At 70.1% G+C, this 16,565-nt stretch carries 17 protein-coding genes and 2 riboswitches; of the genes, 11 read left to right on the forward strand and 6 right to left on the reverse strand.

Features of this window, described 5'->3' with window-relative positions:
* Nucleotides 1–43 precede the first annotated feature (43 nt).
* The 3 genes from BR70_RS0100895 (at nt 44) to BR70_RS18860 (ending at nt 2,029) form a co-directional block, all read left to right on the forward strand.
* Nucleotides 44–1,231, forward strand: a complete 1,188-nt coding sequence (locus tag BR70_RS0100895) for a MalY/PatB family protein (protein ID WP_231495608.1) — start codon at nt 44–46, stop codon at nt 1,229–1,231.
* A 214-nt stretch (nt 1,232–1,445) separates the two neighbouring features.
* Entirely contained in the window at nt 1,446–1,652 is a 207-nt protein-coding gene (locus tag BR70_RS23515) for a hypothetical protein (RefSeq protein ID WP_027464542.1), read from the forward strand.
* Complete coding sequence (locus BR70_RS18860; RefSeq protein ID WP_035807565.1) at nt 1,649–2,029, forward strand: hypothetical protein; 381 nt, start codon at nt 1,649–1,651, stop codon at nt 2,027–2,029. Before BR70_RS23515 ends, BR70_RS18860 begins: the two co-directional genes overlap by 4 nt.
* Nucleotides 2,030–2,057: 28 nt before the next feature.
* Here BR70_RS18860 and BR70_RS0100910 read toward each other — a convergent pair whose 3' ends face one another.
* Entirely contained in the window at nt 2,058–2,243 is a 186-nt protein-coding gene (locus BR70_RS0100910) for a hypothetical protein (RefSeq protein ID WP_017887087.1), read from the reverse strand.
* 35 nt (nt 2,244–2,278) lie between these two features.
* A complete protein-coding gene (locus BR70_RS0100915) occupies nt 2,279–2,767 on the reverse strand; it encodes a GNAT family N-acetyltransferase (protein WP_027464543.1) in 489 nt (162 codons plus the stop codon).
* A gap of 68 nt (nt 2,768–2,835) precedes the next feature.
* Here BR70_RS0100915 and BR70_RS0100920 point away from each other — a divergent pair, with 68 nt between their 5' ends.
* The gene (locus tag BR70_RS0100920; protein WP_027464544.1) at nt 2,836–3,720 is read left to right on the forward strand and encodes a LysR substrate-binding domain-containing protein; all 885 of its coding nucleotides are present in this window, start codon (nt 2,836–2,838) and stop codon (nt 3,718–3,720) included.
* Between the two features lie 46 nt (nt 3,721–3,766).
* Here BR70_RS0100920 and BR70_RS0100925 read toward each other — a convergent pair whose 3' ends face one another.
* The 4 genes from BR70_RS0100925 to BR70_RS0100940 are packed head-to-tail and all read right to left on the reverse strand — an operon-like array spanning nt 3,767 to nt 5,666.
* Complete coding sequence (locus tag BR70_RS0100925) at nt 3,767–4,021, reverse strand: hypothetical protein (RefSeq protein WP_027464545.1); 255 nt, start codon at nt 4,019–4,021, stop codon at nt 3,767–3,769.
* Nucleotides 4,018–4,500 (reverse strand): FBP domain-containing protein, encoded by a 483-nt coding sequence (locus BR70_RS0100930; RefSeq protein ID WP_027464546.1) that lies wholly within the window; start codon nt 4,498–4,500, stop codon nt 4,018–4,020. Before BR70_RS0100930 ends, BR70_RS0100925 begins: the two co-directional genes overlap by 4 nt.
* A 40-nt stretch (nt 4,501–4,540) precedes the next feature.
* Nucleotides 4,541–5,278 (reverse strand): M48 family metalloprotease, encoded by a 738-nt coding sequence (locus BR70_RS0100935; protein WP_027464547.1) that lies wholly within the window; start codon nt 5,276–5,278, stop codon nt 4,541–4,543.
* Nucleotides 5,279–5,291: 13 nt separating this feature from the next.
* Entirely contained in the window at nt 5,292–5,666 is a 375-nt protein-coding gene (locus tag BR70_RS0100940) for a BlaI/MecI/CopY family transcriptional regulator (RefSeq protein WP_027464548.1), read from the reverse strand.
* A 97-nt stretch (nt 5,667–5,763) separates the two neighbouring features.
* Nucleotides 5,764–5,884, forward strand: a riboswitch (glycine riboswitch).
* A riboswitch (glycine riboswitch) is annotated at nt 5,885–5,986 on the forward strand.
* 49 nt (nt 5,987–6,035) lie between these two features.
* Here BR70_RS0100940 and gcvT point away from each other — a divergent pair.
* The 7 genes from gcvT to BR70_RS0100975 all read left to right on the forward strand — a co-directional run bounded on the left by gcvT (nt 6,036) and on the right by BR70_RS0100975 (nt 16,523).
* The gene (gcvT, locus tag BR70_RS0100945; RefSeq protein ID WP_027464549.1) at nt 6,036–7,181 is read left to right on the forward strand and encodes a glycine cleavage system aminomethyltransferase GcvT; all 1,146 of its coding nucleotides are present in this window, start codon (nt 6,036–6,038) and stop codon (nt 7,179–7,181) included.
* A 4-nt stretch (nt 7,182–7,185) separates the two neighbouring features.
* Nucleotides 7,186–7,563 carry a glycine cleavage system protein GcvH gene (gene gcvH / locus BR70_RS0100950; RefSeq protein WP_027464550.1) on the forward strand — a complete coding sequence of 126 codons (378 nt, stop codon included), beginning with the start codon at nt 7,186–7,188 and terminating at the stop codon, nt 7,561–7,563.
* A complete protein-coding gene (gene gcvP, locus BR70_RS0100955) occupies nt 7,560–10,481 on the forward strand; it encodes an aminomethyl-transferring glycine dehydrogenase (protein WP_027464551.1) in 2,922 nt (973 codons plus the stop codon). Before gcvH ends, gcvP begins: the two co-directional genes overlap by 4 nt.
* A 583-nt stretch (nt 10,482–11,064) precedes the next feature.
* The gene (locus BR70_RS0100960) at nt 11,065–12,693 is read left to right on the forward strand and encodes a peptide ABC transporter substrate-binding protein (RefSeq protein WP_027464552.1); all 1,629 of its coding nucleotides are present in this window, start codon (nt 11,065–11,067) and stop codon (nt 12,691–12,693) included.
* A gap of 221 nt (nt 12,694–12,914) precedes the next feature.
* Nucleotides 12,915–13,844, forward strand: coding sequence for an ABC transporter permease (locus tag BR70_RS0100965; RefSeq protein ID WP_027464553.1), 930 nt, complete (start codon nt 12,915–12,917; stop codon nt 13,842–13,844).
* Nucleotides 13,834–14,784, forward strand: coding sequence for an ABC transporter permease (locus tag BR70_RS0100970; RefSeq protein ID WP_027464554.1), 951 nt, complete (start codon nt 13,834–13,836; stop codon nt 14,782–14,784). The genes BR70_RS0100965 and BR70_RS0100970 overlap by 11 nt, the downstream gene beginning before the upstream one ends.
* Nucleotides 14,781–16,523, forward strand: a complete 1,743-nt coding sequence (locus BR70_RS0100975; RefSeq protein WP_027464555.1) for a dipeptide ABC transporter ATP-binding protein — start codon at nt 14,781–14,783, stop codon at nt 16,521–16,523. The genes BR70_RS0100970 and BR70_RS0100975 overlap by 4 nt, the downstream gene beginning before the upstream one ends.
* The last annotated feature ends 42 nt before the right edge of the window (nt 16,524–16,565 follow it).

The raw sequence follows: 16,565 nt of genomic DNA on the forward strand, positions 1-16,565 counted from the left end.
CGGGAGTCGCGCCGGGCCTCCTGGCAGGGGCATGCTGGGACGCATGGCGAGCGACGAGCAGGACCCGGTCGGTACGCTCCGCGGGGTCCGGACGAGCATCAAGTGGACGCGGTACGCGCCCGACGTGCTGCCCCTGTTCGTCGCCGAGATGGACCACGACGTCGCCCCGGCGATCCGGCAGGCCCTGATCGAGCGGGTCTCGCAGTCCGACCTCGGGTACCTCGACGGCCCCGGGCCGCTCGCTCCGGCCTTCGCGCAGTTCGCGCTGGACCGCTGGGACTGGGAGATCGACCCGTCGCGGATCCACCTGGCCACCGACGTCAGCGTCGGGATCGTCGAGTCGCTGCGGCTCGCGCTGCCCGACGGCGGCCGCGTCGCGATCACGCCGCCGGTGTACCCGCCGTTCTTCGAGCTCGTGGAAGAGGCTCGATGTCAGGTCGAGGAGGTCCCGCTGCTCGAGCAGTGGGGGCAGTACCGGCTCGACCTCGAGGGCCTCGAGCGGGCGTTCGCCGACGGGGTCGGCGTCTTCCTGCTCTGCAACCCGCACAACCCCGTCGGACTCGTGCACGACCGGGCCGACCTCGTGGCGATCGCCGAACTGGCCGCGAAGTACGACGTCCTCGTCATCAGCGACGAGATCCACGCGCCCCTGACCCACCCGGGCGTGCAGTTCACCCCGTTCGCCGCCGTCGCCGAGCCGCTCGGAGCCCGCAGCGTGTGCGTGACCTCGGCGAGCAAGGGGTGGAACCTCGCCGGCGTGAAGTGCTCGGTCATCGTCGCCGGCGATCCCCGGACCGCCGCGCTCCTCGACACCCTGTGGGAGGAGGTCGCCTGCCGCACGAGCATCCTCGGGCTGCACGCGAACCTGGCGGCGTTCACCCTGGCGACGGACTGGCTCGACGACGTCGTGGCGCGCATCGTGGCGAACGACCGGCTGCTCGCCAAGCTGCTCGCTGAGCACCTGCCCGGGGTCGTCTACACGCGGCCGCGCGCCGGGTACCTGGCGTGGCTCGACTTCCGCGGCATCGGCCTCGGCGACGACCCCGCGGTGCCGCTGCGGGAGCACGCGTACGTCGCGCTCAACTCCGGGCTCGGGTTCGGGTCCGAGGGGCGCGGGTTCGTCCGGCTCAACCTGGCGTGCTCACCGGAGACCCTGCGCGAGGCCGTGTTCCGGATCGCTGCGGCGTACCCGTCGAGTGCGCAGGAGGGGCTGGTCTGGCACGTCGCCTGACCTGCTCCTGACCCGCGCCTGACCGGCGCGTGCCGGCGACGCGGCTGGAAGGCTCGTCCTCCACAACTCGCCCTGGCTGAAATCTGCTCACAGATCGCGTTGAGTCTCCTGGATCGCGCTCCGCGGACCGCCACGGTCGGTGCATGCAGAGATCCGATCCGACAGTGTCCAATCGAGATAGGCAGGATTGCCTAGTCACAGTTGGCCAGCTACGGTGAAGCGCACGGAGTTGCTCCGCCGGCTCGCTCGGAAGGCTGACGAGAACGACGTCGAGTTCGTGTTCCACCGCCACGGCGGGAGACACGACCTGTTCCGCTTCGGTCGGAACGCGGTCGTCGTTCCGAGGCACCGAGAGGTGGAGGAGATGACGGCGCGCGGCATCCTCCGTGACTGCGACCGAAGAGGAGATGGGCGACGATGAGCCGACACACGGTGCGCGCGGAGCGCGGCAAGAAGTACTGGGTGATCTGGATCGACGGCGTCATCCGGACGCAGGCGAAGCGCGAACGAGAGATCGAGCTGATGGCTCGCGACTGGCTCTCGCTGATGAATGACGACCGCGATCCGGAGTCCTTCGAACTCGTCGTCGAGGTGGCGATGCCCGAAGCGGCGCAGGCTCACCTGGACCGGGCGGTCGCGCTCCGCGAGGAGTCCGAGCGCGCACGCGTCGAGGCAGCGAAGGAGACGGCCGCCGCGGCGCTGGTCCTGCACGAGTGCGGGCTCACGGTGCGTGAGATCGGACCGCTGCTGCACGTCTCGCACCAGCGAGCACAACAGCTGGTCGCCGCTGCTCGCTGACCGCCCGGGTCATCGAGCTCCGCCGGGGTCAGGCCACGTACTGGTTGCGGCCGACGACGCGGATGCGCAGGTCGTCGTCACGGTCCATCGCGAGGAGCTCGCGGGCCACGAACCCGACGGACGGCCACCGGGACACCTCGGTCACCATGAAGCCGTCGATGAAGACCTGCCACGCGCCGGCCTCGCGGACCGCCTGCACCTCGTACGTCGCCATGCCGCGAGCGTACCGGGACCGGGACGGGGCCGCCGTCAGTGCAGGTCGAGGGTCATGTGCACGTCAGCCCGCACGTACGGGCTCGGGGCGACCTCGTCCTCGCGCAGGTGCCGGAAGCCGAACGCCTCGTACAGGTGCACGGCGCTGGCGAGCCGCGCGTTGCTCTCCAGGTCGATGCGGCGGGCGCCGAGTCCGCGTGCCCGGTCGAGCGCCGCGGTGATGAGCTTCCGCCCGGTGCCGTGCCCCTGGTGGTCGGGGGAGACGGCCATCTTCACGAGCTCGAACACGCCGGGGGTGGTGGGCACGACCCCGATGCACCCGACGACCTGGTCGTCGAGCCGGGCGACCATGACGGCCCCACCCCGCTCCACGACGCGGCCGACGGGATCGGAGAGGAACACGCGGTCCTCGTCCTCGAGGGTGAAGTACCGGGTGATCCACGCCTCGTTGAGCGTGCGGAACGCCTCGACGTCCGCGGGGGTGGCGAGGTCGGCGATGGTGACGGTGGAGGTCGCTTCGGGCATGCAACCATCCTCGGGCGGCAATGCAGTCACGTCCAATACTCGTTCGCGCTGATCGATACGCTGTGTGCATGGATCGCGAACCGGACGTCGACCTCCGGCAGCTGCGGGCGTTCCTGGCCGTCGCCGACGAGCTGCACTTCGGCCGTGCTGCCGAACAGCTTCGGATCGCGCAGCCCGCGCTGTCCCAGCAGATCCGGCGGACCGAACGCGCGCTCGGGGTCGACCTGTTCGTCCGGACCAGCCGCAGTGTGGCCCTGACCGCAGCCGGCCGGGTGCTGCAGGGGCGTGCGCGATCGCTGCTCGGGCAGGTGCGACGGGACCTCGACGAGACGGTGCGGGTCGGTCGGGGCGAGGTCGGGCGGCTCGACGTCGGGTTCGTCGTCTCCGCGCTGCCCCTCGGTCCGATCGAACGCGTGCAGGCGTTCCGGGATCGCTACCCGCTGGTCCGGGTGGAACTGACCGAGGGGTACTCGTCGACCCTGCTCGCCCGGATCGTCCGCGGCGAGCTCGACCTCGCCGTCGTCCGCGATGCGGATCCGGACCCCGCCGTGCGGCTGCTGCCGTTCCGGTCCGAGGCCTTCGTCGCCGCTGTCCCGCGCGGCCACCGGCTGGCGGATCGGGATCGCATCCGCGGCACCGAGCTGGTCGACGAGCCGTTCGTGTTCTTCCCGGCGGTCGCCGGGGCCCTGGCGACCGAGCGCAACCTCGCACCGGTCACCGCCGGTGGCCGCCGTCCCGTCATCGTGCAGGAGGCCACGACCTGGGCGACCGTGCTGCACCTGGTCGGGGTGGGCCTCGGTGTCACGGTGGCGCCGGAGAGCGCCGCGCTCGCCGCACCCGACACGGTGGCGCTCCTGCCCCTCGAGGGCAGCGACCACCGCAGCGAGCTCGCCTGGGCGATGCGCGCCGACGACGACCGCGAGATCCTGCGCAACTTCGTCGCCGCGGACTGACCGAGCGGACCGGCTGCGCCAGCGGACGCCGCTCGGGCGTCCTCGCTCAGCCGAGCGACAGCACGGGCGCCCGGTGGTCACCGAGTTCGTCGATGCGCCACGGCCGAGCCCCGCGGAGCGTCAAGCCGAGCTGGACCAGCACGAACCCGACGTGCGGCTCGACGTCGGGGTCCCACGGCCCCTCGACCCCCAGGCCGAACGCGCCGAGTTCGTCGTCGGCCTCGTCCCGCAGGGTCAGCCGCCACCGGCCGTCGCCGATTTCCTCGACCACGGCCCAGCGGGCGGTGCCGAACCGGCTCACGCCGTCTTGGTGATGTCCGCGGTGAAGTTCTGCACGCGCTGCAGCAGGGAGGCGCCACGCATCGCGATCGTCGCCGGCGGGTTCAGGTGCGGGGGCGCGGTGCGGATCAGCATCGGGCACCCGAGGTCTTCGCAGATGTACGTGCCGATCGTGTTGCCGTTGCGCCCGGACTCACCGGCACGCGCGGCGGAGAACAGCCGGACCTGGGTCGCGGGCTGCGGCGAGTGGCAGAACGAGCACATCGCGGCGATGCCGGGGCGCAGCGAGCCACCGGCGGACCGGACGACGATGCCCACGGGGCGCTCGTCGATCCAGGACACGATGTACCCGCGGCGGGCGGCCTGCGGGTCGCGCCAGCCCAGGAACTCGCGTTCGTCCCAGAGCGTCTCGTGCAGGCCCGGGATGGGCAGCTGTGCGAGTTCGTCGGGGGTGGCGTTCACGAACGACGATCGGATGTCGGCTTCGGTCAAAGGCTTCACGGTCCGATCACCATATGCCTCGCCCCCGACACGTGGTGCGTCACGACAGCCTGGAGGCACGGATCGCTCCGAGCGCGCTGCTCCCGTCCGCCACCAGCACCGCCCGGCGCAGGGCATCGCGTCCGACGCGACGGGCCGCCGCGTCGTCCGCGGCGAACTCCACGAGCACACGCGTCGACCGCGCCATGGCGCGCGCACCGGGCACCCACGGGACCGCACGTTCGATCGATTCGGCGACCGCGACCGCAGCCGCGTGGTGCTGGGTCAGGTGGGCGCGTTCGTGGGCGACCACGGCCTCCAGTTCGTCGGTGCGCAACCGGTCTGCCAAGCCGGTGCTGACGAGGACGCCACCGCTCCGCCCCGGCACGGCGCACGCCAGTGCGTGGTCGGCCTCGACGACGGCGACGGGGGTGCCGTCGATCTCGCGGTGCGGGGCGACACCGGAACGCATCGCCTGCCGGACGGCCTCGTGTTCCGGGCCGGGGCGCACCCGGACCGCGACGACGAACGCGACGACCCCGAGCAGCGCGACGCCGACGTTGAAGCCGTGCGTGGGGGAGCCGTCCCCGCCGAACAGCTCGGTGACCGGACGGTCCGCGAGCACCACGAGGGTGATGCCGACCACGAAGCCGACGACGCCGAGCAGGACCGCGACCGACCAGCAGACCAGCGCGGTGCGGGGCAGGTCGATCGTCCAGGCGGAACGGGTCAGGACCCGGGGCGCGAACACCACCACCGCGAGTGCGAGGACGATGAGCGCGATGCCGGCGACGACCACGGTGCGCAGCCGGTCAGGAGCGGGCGCGGGCGTCGAGGGCGCGGCGCAGGGCCTCGAGGTCGTCCGAGGCGAGCGAGCCGGTGAACTGCAGCAGTGCGGCCTCGCGGTCGGAGGACGCGGCGAGCGCGCTCGACATCAGCGACGCGGTCTGCTCGTCGCGACTGTGCACGGCGCGGAACGTCAGGGGAGCGTCGTCGTGCTGTTCCCGTTCCACCTGGCCCTTGCGGCCGAGCCGGTCGAGCACGGTGAGGACGGTCGTCAGCGCGGGGCGGGGCTCCGGGAACGCGTCGAGCACCTGGCGTGCGGTGAGACCTGCGTCGGCGGAGCGGAGTGCGTCGAGCACCGCCTGCTCCAGCTGCCCGCGGGGGCGCGATCGTTGTCCGGCCATCCCCGCATTCTACGAGATGTCGAAGGCCGGGGCCACGACACACGCTCGTAACGCGGTCTCGGTATGCTCTGGGCGGACAACTGAACACACCGGCCGCTCATCCGTCGCGGGAGACGCCGTGCACGTACCTCCGGGTACGTCGTGCCCTCGGGCACACGCACGGCACCGAAGGAGCAATCCCCCCGTCAATCTCTCAGGTCCCACACCGCAGCGGACAGGCCACTCTGAAAAGCAGACGCTCGGTCGTCTCGCCCACGGTGAAAGCCGCCGGACCTCACGGGCCGCGGTGAAACTCTCAGGCCCATGACAGAGGGGGAGTTCCACCCGGCGATCGTCGTCGGGCCCTGCCGATGCCAGGAGAACTCCGCCATGAGTCCGTCCCCACTGCCCACGCCGGGTCAGCGTTCGTCGCCGCTCGAAGCCGTGCACGAGGCCGCCGGTGCGACCTTCACCGACTTCGCCGGGTACCTCATGCCCGTGCGCTACTCGTCGGACCTCGCCGAGCACCACGCCGTGCGCGAGGCCGCCGGGGTCTTCGACCTGTCGCACATGGCCGAGATCGGGGTGACCGGCACCGACGCCGTCGCCTTCCTCGACCACGCGCTGGCCGGGTCCTTCGGCGCGATGCCGAACGGCCGCGCCAAGTACTCGCTGCTGCTCGCCGAGGACGGCGGGATCCTCGACGACCTCGTCGTGTACCGGACCGACGACGACGTCTTCCTCGTCGTCGCGAACGCCTCCAACCGCGATGTGGCAGTCAGCGCGCTCACCGCCCGGGCCGACGGGTTCGACGTCGAGGTCTCCGACGACTCCGACACCACGGCCCTCGTCGCCGTGCAGGGACCGGCGGCGGCCGGCACGCTCGACGCCCTCGTCGTCGCCGACCGCCTGCAGCCCGAGACCCCGCTCGACGAACTCGGCTACTACCGGGTGCTGCACGCATTGTTCGACGGTGCCGACGTGCTCGTCGCGCGCACCGGGTACACCGGCGAGGACGGCTTCGAGGTCTACACCGACCCGGACACCGCCCCGGTGCTCTGGGACGCCCTGCTCGAGGCCGGTGCCGACCGCGGGGTCGTCCCCGCAGGCCTCGCCGCACGCGACACCCTGCGGCTCGAGGCCGGCATGCCCCTGTACGGGCACGAGCTCGGCACCGACGTCCGCCCGGCCCAGGCAGGCCTCGGCCGCGTCGTCGCCAAGGACGGCGACTTCGTCGGTGCGGCCGGCGTCACCCCGTCCGCGGACGCCCGCGTGCTCGTCGGCCTGGTGACCGAGGGACGCCGTGCTCCCCGAGCCGGCTACGACGTCGTGCTCGACGGCACGGTCGTCGGCACCGTGACCTCGGGCGCGCTCTCGCCGACGCTCGGCCACCCGGTCGCGATGGCCTTCGTCGACCCGGCCGCGCTCGCCGCCGTGTCGGACGGGGCACAGGTCCTCCACATCGACGTCCGCGGGACTGCCGTCCCCAGCACGGTCTCCGCGTTCCCCTTCTACCGCCGCGCCTCGAAAGGCTGACCCCATGACCGACCAGACCGCACTCCAGTACACGGCCGACCACGAGTGGCTGCTCGTCGAGGGCGACACCGTCACCGTCGGCATCACCGACCACGCCGCCGAGCAGCTCGGTGACGTCGTCTACGTCGAGCTCCCCGCCGTCGGCACCGCCACCACCGCCGGTGCGCAGATCGGCGAGATCGAGTCGACCAAGAGCGTCGGCGAGCTCTTCGCCCCGATCGAGGGTGAGGTCGTCGAGGTCAACGACGCCGTCGTCGACACCCCCGACACCGTCAACCAGGACCCGTTCGGTGCCGGCTGGCTCGTGAAGATCAAGGTCGACGGCACCTCGTTCCCCGAGGACCTGATGGACCACGACGCGTACCGGGCCTCCATCGCATGACCGCGTTCGAGAACCTCCAGACGTCCTTCGCCGACCGACACATCGGCACCACCCCGGCCGACCAGCAGGCCATGCTCGACGTCGTCGGGCAGCCGTCGCTCGACGCCCTGGTCCGTGCGGCGATCCCGGAGTCCATCCACGTCGGCCCCGTCGCCGACTCGGTGATCCCGGCCGCCGTCGGCGAGACCGAGGCGCTCGCCGAGCTCCGCGCCAAGGCCGGCCGCAACACCGTCCGCCGCGCCATGATCGGCCTCGGCTACCACGGCACCCACACGCCCGCGGTGATCCAGCGGAACGTGCTCGAGAACCCGAGCTGGTACACGGCGTACACGCCCTACCAGCCGGAGATCTCGCAGGGCCGCCTCGAAGCACTCATCAACTTCCAGACGATGGTGTCCGACCTGACCGGTATGGCCACCGCCGGCGCCTCGATGCTCGACGAGGGCACCGCCGTGGTCGAGGGCATGCTCCTCGCCCGCCGCGCGTCCAAGGTCAAGGGTGACGCGTTCCTCGTCGACGCCGACCTGCTGCCGCAGACCCGTGCGCTGCTCGACCACCGTGCCGACGCGGTGGGCATCACGCTGCGCGCGTTCGACGCTGCCGACGGCCCGAGCGACGACCAGCTCGACGGTGCGTTCGGTGTCATCGTGCAGTACCCGGGCGCCTCGGGCCGCATCGTCGACCCGTCGTCCGTCATCGAGCGGGTCCACGCGGGTGGCGGCATCGCCGTCGTCGCGGCCGACCTGCTCGCGATGACCCTGCTCGCCAGCCCCGGCGACCTCGGCGCCGACGTGGCCGTCGGGACGAGCCAGCGCTTCGGCGTCCCGCTCGGCTTCGGTGGCCCGCACGCCGGCTACCTCGCGGTGCGCGCCGGCCTCGAGCGCCAGCTCCCCGGTCGCCTGGTCGGGGTGTCCTTCGACGCCGACGGCCAGATGGCCTACCGCCTCAGTCTGCAGACCCGCGAGCAGCACATCCGCCGCGAGAAGGCGACGAGCAACATCTGCACCGCGCAGGTCCTGCTCGCCGTGATGGCCTCGATGTACGCGGTCTACCACGGGCCCGAGGGCCTGCGGTTCATCGCCGGACGGGTCGCGCGGACCACCGGTGCACTCGCCGCCGTGGTGCGTGACGCCGGGGTCGAGGTCGTGCACGACGCCTTCTTCGACACGCTCACCCTGCGGGCCCTCGGTCGCGCCGAGGCGATCGTCGCGGCAGCGCAGGACGCCGGCTACCTGCTGCACGTCGTGGACGCCGACACGTTCCAGCTGTCCGTCGACGAGACGACCACGCCAGACGACGTCGTGGCGCTGGCGGGCGTGCTCGGGGCGGTGGACGTCACCGTCCCCGCGACCGAGACCGCTGTGCGTGACGCGGCCACGGGCCTCCCGGCCGCCCTGCAGCGTGAGAGCGACTACCTGACGCACCCCGTGTTCAGCGCACACCGCAGCGAGACCCGCATGATGCGGTACCTCAAGCACCTGTCCGACAAGGACTACGCGCTCGACCGCGGCATGATCCCGCTCGGCAGCTGCACGATGAAGCTCAACGCGGCGACCGAGATGGCCGCCGTGACCTGGCCGGAGTTCGCGAACATCCACCCGTTCGCACCGCGCGAGGACGTCGAGGGGTACCTCGACATGATCGGCGACCTCGAGTCGTGGCTCGCCGAGGTCACCGGCTACGACACCGTTTCCCTGCAGCCGAACGCCGGCAGCCAGGGCGAACTCGCCGGCCTGCTGGCCATCCGCGGGTACCACCAGGCCAACGGCGACAGCGAGCGCACGGTCTGCCTGATCCCGTCGAGCGCCCACGGCACGAACGCGGCGTCCGCGGTGCTCGCCGGCATGAAGGTCGTCGTCGTGGCCTGCGACGAGAACGGCAACGTCGACCTCGAGGACCTCCGGGCCCGCGTCGCCGCCCACGCCGACACCCTCGCGGCCCTGATGATCACGTACCCGTCCACGCACGGCGTCTACGAGCACGACATCCGCGAGATCTGCGACGCCGTGCACGACGCCGGCGGCCAGGTCTACGTCGACGGCGCGAACCTCAACGCGCTGCTCGGCCACGCCCGCTTCGGTGACTTCGGCGGCGACGTGTCGCACCTCAACCTGCACAAGACCTTCTGCATCCCGCACGGTGGTGGCGGCCCCGGCGTGGGACCCGTCGCCGCGAAGGCGCACCTGGCACCGTTCCTGCCCGGGCACCCGTTCGCGCAGCAGGCCGACCGGCGCTCCGGTGCGACCGTCGCCGAGGCGGACGACCGCCTGGCGCACGCCGGTGGCCCGGTCAGTGCTGCTCCGTACGGCAGCCCGAGCATCCTGCCCATCACGTGGACGTACGTCCGGATGATGGGGCTCGAGGGCCTCACCCGTGCGACCGAGGCCGCGGTCCTCGGGGCGAACTACATCGCGGCTCGTCTGCGTGATGCGTTCCCGGTGCTGTACACGGGCGACGACGGACTCGTCGCGCACGAGTGCATCCTCGACCTCCGCCCGCTGCGCGACACCACCGGCATCACGGTCGACGACGTCGCGAAGCGCCTGGTCGACTACGGGTTCCACGCGCCGACGATGTCGTTCCCGGTGGCGGGCACGCTCATGGTCGAGCCGACCGAGAGCGAGGACCTCGCCGAGCTCGACCGCTTCGTCGACGCGATGCTCGCGATCCGGGCCGAGGCCGCAGCGGTGGAGCGCGGGGAGTGGCCGGCGGACGACAACCCGCTGGTGCATGCACCGCACACCGCCTCGTCGGTGATCTCGGGGGAGTGGGCGCACGCGTACACCCGCGAGCAGGCCGTCTACCCGCTGCCGGGCATCAGCGGCCGGAAGTACTGGCCGCCGGTGCGTCGCATCGACCAGGCGTACGGGGACCGCAACCTGGTGTGCGCCTGCCCGCCGATCGAGGCGTTCGCCTGATCCGTCCGGCGCCGACGCCCCGGCGCCGACTCCCCGTCGTCGCTGCCCGCTTGGTCGCCGAGCGCTTCGTGCCCCGTCCGGTCCGCCGGGCGGGGCACGGTCGCGTCCGGGCTTCCGGGCGTCCGGGCGTCCGGGCCTCCGGGCGTCTTCACGTCCGGGCCTCCGGGCGTCCGGCCGGGCGGTCAAGACACCCCGCTCAGGTCCGCCGGGCGGTCACGAACCGACGTCCGGACCCGCTCCCACCGACAGTTCGTGACCCCTCGGCGCGCCACCCACGGCAGGTCCTGACCGCTCGACGCGCCCCCTCAGCCGTACCCCTGAGCGATGCTCGCCCGTCGCCCGACTTGCACAGAAGTGTGACGGAGTGCAATGGATTTCATGCGGATGCAACAAAAACGCACCCTTCACCGGCACGCGCGCGAATGTTGCATCTTCTCGCAAGGATCGTGCAACTTGGTTACCGGCGTGTAACCGTTCGCCCCTGGGTTTGGACGCCGCTGTTCACCTTGCCTACGCTGCAAAGGTCAAACGCGCCCGGGTGACACCGCTGTGCCCTTGCGCGTCCCATGCACCAGGAGGAACCTTGATCAAGAAGCGCGCCGGGCTCTCAGCCCTCGCCGTGCTCGGGGCCACAGCACTCGCCCTGACCGCCTGCTCCAGCAACAGCTCGTCGAACGGCGGTGACTCGGGCTCGGCGAACGCGTCCGGGATCGTCACCACGAACGGCAGCGAGCCGCAGAACCCGCTGATCCCGTCGAACACCACCGAGACCGGTGGCGGCAAGATCATCGACTCGCTCTTCGAAGGCCTCGTCTCGTACGACGCCGACGGCAAGCCGGTCAACGAGGTCGCGAAGAGCATCAAGACCGATGACTCGAAGACCTTCGACATCACGCTCAACACGAACTACACCTTCACCAACGGCGAGAAGGTCACGGCCGAGTCGTTCACCAAGGCGTGGAACTGGGCAGCCCAGAAGTCGAACGCCCAGGGCGCCAGCTACTTCTTCGAGAACATCGAGGGCTACGACGCCGACAAGGACTCCGAGCTCACCGGCCTCAAGGTCGTGGACGACGACGAGTTCACCGTCACGCTGAAGTCGGCGCAGTCCGACTTCCCGCTGTCGCTCGGCTACTCGGCGTTCGTGCCGCTCCCGTCGGCGTTCTACGACGACACCAAGGCGTTCGGTGAGAACCCGATCGGCAACGGTCCGTACAAGCTCGACGGCAAGAAGGCCTGGACCCACAACCAGTCCATCAAGCTCGTCGCCAACAAGGACTACGAGGGCAAGCGCAAGCCGAAGAACGGTGGTCTCACGATCACGTTCTACGCCTCGCAGGACACCGCGTACTCCGACGCCCAGGGCGGCAACCTCGACGTCCTCGACGCCGTGCCGGACAGCGCGTTCAAGACCTACAAGTCCGACTTCCCGGACTCGAACGTCAACCAGGCCGCCGCGATCTTCCAGGCGATCTACCTGCCCTACTACCTCGACCACTGGAAGGGTGAAGAGGGCAAGCTGCGTCGCGAGGCCGTCTCGATGGCGATCAACCGCAAGCAGATCACCGACAAGATCTTCGACGGCACCCGCACTCCGGCCAAGGACTTCACCTCCCCGGTGATCGCCGGCTGGAACGACGACCTCGAGGGGTCGGACGTCCTGGACTACAACGAGTCCGAGGCCAAGAAGCTCTGGGCCGAGGCCGACAAGATCTCGAAGTACGACGACACGCTCACCATCACGTACAACGCCGATGGTGGCCACGAGGCCTGGGTGACCGCGGTCACGAACTCGATCTCGAACACGCTCGGCATCAAGGCCGAAGGCAACGCGATCCCGACGTTCCAGGAAGCCCTGGACCTGCAGACGAACGACAAGCTCACGGGCGGCAGCCGCACCGGTTGGCAGGCCGACTACCCGTCGCTGTACAACTTCCTCGGCCCGACCATGGGTGAGGGCTCGTCGAACAACTACTCGCGGTACGACTCCAAGGAGTACAACGAGCTGCTCGCCAAGGGCCGTTCGGCTGCGACGGTCGAAGAGGGCAACAAGTCCTTCGACCAGGCACAGGAACTCCTGTTCCAGGACCTGCCCGAGATCCCGCTCTGGTACTCCAACGTGACCGGTGTCTGGAACGCGGACAACGTGTCGAACGTCAAGTTCGGCTGGAACTCGGTGCCGCTGTACTACGACATCGAGGTCAAGAAGTAACACCGGTCTCCTCGAGACCAAGGCGCGAGCAGGTATCCTGCCTCGCGACCACCGGACGGGGGTTCGGGGACCGCACAGGTCCCCGAACCCCCGTACCACGGTGACAACACCCCCACACAGCGGGCGCCCTCCCGCACCGGACATCCGTGCCGACCCTCGGACCGTCCACCCCTCACCACAATGAACCTGATCGACATCGCTCCGGACCGGGCAGTGATCTGATGCTCTGGTACCTCGGCAAGCGCCTCCTGCAACTCATCCCCGTGTTCTTCGGGGCCACGTTCCTCATCTACTTCCTGGTCTTCTCGCTGCCCGGCGACCCGATCGCCGCGCTTTTCGGCGACCGGCAGCCGTCGCCGCAGGTCATCGAGACGCTGCGTCAGCAGTACAACCTCGACAAGCCGTTCATCGTGCAGTACCTGCTCTGGATCGGCGGCGTGTTCCGCGGCGACCTCGGCGTGACCTACTCCGGTCTGCCGGTCAGCCAGCAGCTCGCGTCGGCCTTCCCGATCACCGCGCGCCTGGCGATCCTCGCGCTCGTGTTCGAGGCCGTCGCCGGCATCGTCGTCGGCGTCATCGCGGGTCTGCGCAAGGGCAAGCTGTTCGACGCCACCGCGCTCGTCGTGTCGCTCCTGCTCATCTCGGTGCCGACCTTCGTCGTCGGGTTCGTGCTGCAGTACGTCTTCGGCATCAAGCTCGGACTGTTCCGGGTCACGGTGTCCGGCGAGGCACCGTGGAGTGAACTCGTCCTGCCGGCGATCGTGCTCGCCTCGGTGTCGTTCGCGTACATCGTGCGTCTGACCCGGGCCAGCGTCGCCGAGAACATGAGCGCCGACTTCGTGCGCACCGCCACGGCCAAGGGCCTGCCCCGTCGTCGTGTCGTCGGCGTGCACATCTTCCGGAACTCGCTCATCCCCGTGGTGACCTACCTGGGTGTCGACATCGGCAACCTGATGGTCGGCGCGATCGTCACCGAGGGCATCTTCAACATCAACGGTGTCGGCGGCACGGTCTTCCGCGCCGTCAAGCTCGGCGAGGGCCCGACGGTGGTCTCCTTCGTCGCCGTGATGGTCATCATCTTCATGCTCGCCAACCTCCTGGTGGACCTGCTCTACGCCGTCCTGGACCCGAGGATCCGCTATGCCAAGTAACGCCGCACCCCGCTCGGCGACGCACTACGTCGCCCCGCTCGAAGAAACCCCCCTGCAGGCGGTCGACCAGGTCAACGAGGACGAGAAGACCCGTTCCCTGTGGACCGACGCCTGGGAGTCGATGCGGACCCGCCCGACGTTCTGGATCTCCTCGGTCCTGATCCTGCTGATCATCGTCGTCGCGGTCTTCCCGGGACTCTTCGCCCACGTCGACCCGAGGGCGTCGAACCTGGACAACAGCGATGGCGGACCCGAGGCCGGGCACATCCTCGGCTTCACCCGTCAGGGCTCGGACGTCTACGCCCGCGTGATCTGGGGTGCCCAGAACTCGCTCATCGTCGGCATCGTCGCGACGATCCTGGTGTCGATCGTCGGCATCGTGATCGGTTCCCTGGCCGGCTTCTACGGCGGCTGGCTCGACACGATCGTGTCCCGCATCGGTGACATCTTCTTCTCGATCCCCACCGTCCTCGGTGCGATCGTGATCATGTCGGTCATCCCGGCGCGGAACGCGATCACGGTCGCGCTCGTCCTCGCGGCGTTCGCGTGGCCGCAGATCGCCCGCATCATGCGTGGCGCCGTGCTGAGCGCCAAGCAGGCCGACTACGTCATGGCGTCGGCGGCCCTGGGCGTCAGCCGGTTCCGGACGCTCCTGCGTCACGTCATCCCGAACTCGCTGGCTCCGGTCATCGTGGTCGCGACCGTGTCGCTCGGCACGTTCATCGTCGCCGAAGCCACGCTGTCGTTCCTCGGCATCGGTCTGCCGCCGTCGGCCCTGAGCTGGGGCCTCGACATCGGCACCGCCCAGACGTCGATCCGCACGAACCCGTCGACGATCTTCTGGCCGTCGGCTGCCCTGTCCATCACCGTGCTCGCGTTCCTGCTCCTCGGTGACGTGGTGCGCGACGCGCTCGACCCGAAGGCGAGGGCCCGCCGATGAGCGAGACACTGACCCAGACGAACAGCAGCCGCACCGGTGGCTCCGGCGCGCCGCTGCTCGAGATCACCGACCTGCAGGTCGGCTTCAAGACCCAGAGCGGCCTCGTGCAGGCCGTCCGCGGAGTCAACCTCACCCTCGAGCAGGGGGAGCGCCTGGCCATCGTCGGCGAGTCCGGTTCGGGCAAGTCGACGAGCGCCCAGGCGATCATCAAGCTGCTCCCCGGTACCGGTGAGGTCACCGGCGGTTCGATCAAGTTCAACGGGCGTGAGCTCGTCGGGCTGAGCGACAAGGAGATGTCGGAGATCCGCGGGAAGGAGATCGGCTACGTCCCCCAGGACCCGATGTCGAACCTCAACCCGCTGTGGTCGATCGGCTTCCAGGTCGAAGAGGCGATCCGCGCGAACGGCATGGCGACCGGCAAGAAGGCCGTCCGTGACCGTGCGGTCGAGGTCCTGCAGGAAGCCGGTCTCGGCGACGCGTCGACCCGCCTGAAGCAGTACCCGCACGAGTTCTCCGGCGGCATGCGCCAGCGCGTGCTCATCGGCATCGGTCTGTCGAGCCGCCCGCAGCTGCTCATCGCCGACGAGCCGACGAGTGCGCTCGACGTCACCGTCCAGCGCGTCATCCTCGACCACCTCGAGAGCCTGACCCGCGACTTCGGCACCTCGGTGCTGTTCATCACGCACGACCTCGGGCTCGCCGCCGAGCGCGCCGAGAAGCTCGTCGTGATGTACAAGGGCCAGGTCGTCGAGGCCGGTCCCTCGAAGGAGATCCTGGCCAACCCGCAGCACCCGTACACGCAGCGTCTCGTCGCGGCGGCCCCGTCGCTGGCCAGCCGTCGCATCCAGTCGAAGGTGCAGCACCAGCGGGTCGACATCTCCGACGCCGGCAACGACGACGCCGAGCTGATCGCCCGGGCCCAGGAACGCGAGCACCGTCCGGCCGAGGACCTCATCGTGGTGAAGAACCTCGAGAAGGTCTACAAGCTGCGCGGCAAGAGCCTCGCCACCCGCGAGCTCAAGGCCGTCGACGACGTGTCGTTCTCGATCCAGAAGGGCACCACCACGGCCCTCGTCGGCGAGTCCGGTTCGGGCAAGTCGACCGTCGCGAAGCTCGTCCTGCAGCTCGAGAGCATCACGAGCGGCACCGTGCAGTTCGACGGCACCGACATCGGCGCGCTGAAGGGCAAGGACCTCTTCGACTTCCGCCGCCGCGTGCAGCCGGTGTTCCAGGACCCGTACGGCTCGCTGGACCCGATGTACAACGTCGGGAACACGATCGCCGAGCCGCTCGCCACGCACAAGGTGGGCGACAAGGCCTCGCGTCGCGCCCGGGTGCTGGAGCTGCTCGACCAGGTCGCGCTGCCGAAGTCGATGGTGAACCGCTACCCGAACGAGCTGTCCGGCGGCCAGCGACAGCGCATCGCCGTCGCTCGTGCGCTGGCGCTCAAGCCGGAGGTCATCGTCCTCGACGAGGCCGTCTCCGCGCTCGACGTGCTCGTGCAGGGCCAGATCCTCGACCTGCTCACCGAGCTGCAGACCGAGCTCGGCCTGACGTACCTGTTCATCACGCACGACCTCGCGGTCGTCCGCCTCGTCGCGGACAACGTCTGCGTCATGCGCCGTGGGCAGATCGTCGAGAAGGCGACGACCGACGAGGTCTTCGCCGCCCCGAAGGAGCAGTACACGAAGGACCTCCTGGCCGCCATCCCCGGCGCCGGGTTCGAGTTCGGACGCTGATCCACCTGGACACGAACGAGGCCGGACGCCCCGTCGTCCTCC

It is taken from the genome of Curtobacterium sp. UNCCL17, assembly GCF_000686685.1.
GTDB lineage: Bacteria > Actinomycetota > Actinomycetes > Actinomycetales > Microbacteriaceae > Curtobacterium > Curtobacterium flaccumfaciens.

What these genes read in the sequence shown, in the direction of transcription:
- BR70_RS0100895 (WP_231495608.1), top strand. Translation starts at nt 44, where the DNA reads ATGGCGAGCGACGAGCAGGACCCGGTCGGTACGCTCCGCGGGGTCCGG.
- BR70_RS18860 (WP_035807565.1), top strand. Translation starts at nt 1,649, where the DNA reads ATGAGCCGACACACGGTGCGCGCGGAGCGCGGCAAGAAGTACTGGGTG.
- BR70_RS0100910 (WP_017887087.1), bottom strand. Translation starts at nt 2,243, where the DNA reads ATGGCGACGTACGAGGTGCAGGCGGTCCGCGAGGCCGGCGCGTGGCAG.
- BR70_RS0100915 (WP_027464543.1), bottom strand. Translation starts at nt 2,767, where the DNA reads ATGCCCGAAGCGACCTCCACCGTCACCATCGCCGACCTCGCCACCCCC.
- BR70_RS0100920 (WP_027464544.1), top strand. Translation starts at nt 2,836, where the DNA reads ATGGATCGCGAACCGGACGTCGACCTCCGGCAGCTGCGGGCGTTCCTG.
- BR70_RS0100940 (WP_027464548.1), bottom strand. Translation starts at nt 5,666, where the DNA reads ATGGCCGGACAACGATCGCGCCCCCGCGGGCAGCTGGAGCAGGCGGTG.
- gcvT (WP_027464549.1), top strand. Translation starts at nt 6,036, where the DNA reads ATGAGTCCGTCCCCACTGCCCACGCCGGGTCAGCGTTCGTCGCCGCTC.
- gcvH (WP_027464550.1), top strand. Translation starts at nt 7,186, where the DNA reads ATGACCGACCAGACCGCACTCCAGTACACGGCCGACCACGAGTGGCTG.
- gcvP (WP_027464551.1), top strand. Translation starts at nt 7,560, where the DNA reads ATGACCGCGTTCGAGAACCTCCAGACGTCCTTCGCCGACCGACACATC.
- BR70_RS0100965 (WP_027464553.1), top strand. Translation starts at nt 12,915, where the DNA reads ATGCTCTGGTACCTCGGCAAGCGCCTCCTGCAACTCATCCCCGTGTTC.
- BR70_RS0100970 (WP_027464554.1), top strand. Translation starts at nt 13,834, where the DNA reads ATGCCAAGTAACGCCGCACCCCGCTCGGCGACGCACTACGTCGCCCCG.
- BR70_RS0100975 (WP_027464555.1), top strand. Translation starts at nt 14,781, where the DNA reads ATGAGCGAGACACTGACCCAGACGAACAGCAGCCGCACCGGTGGCTCC.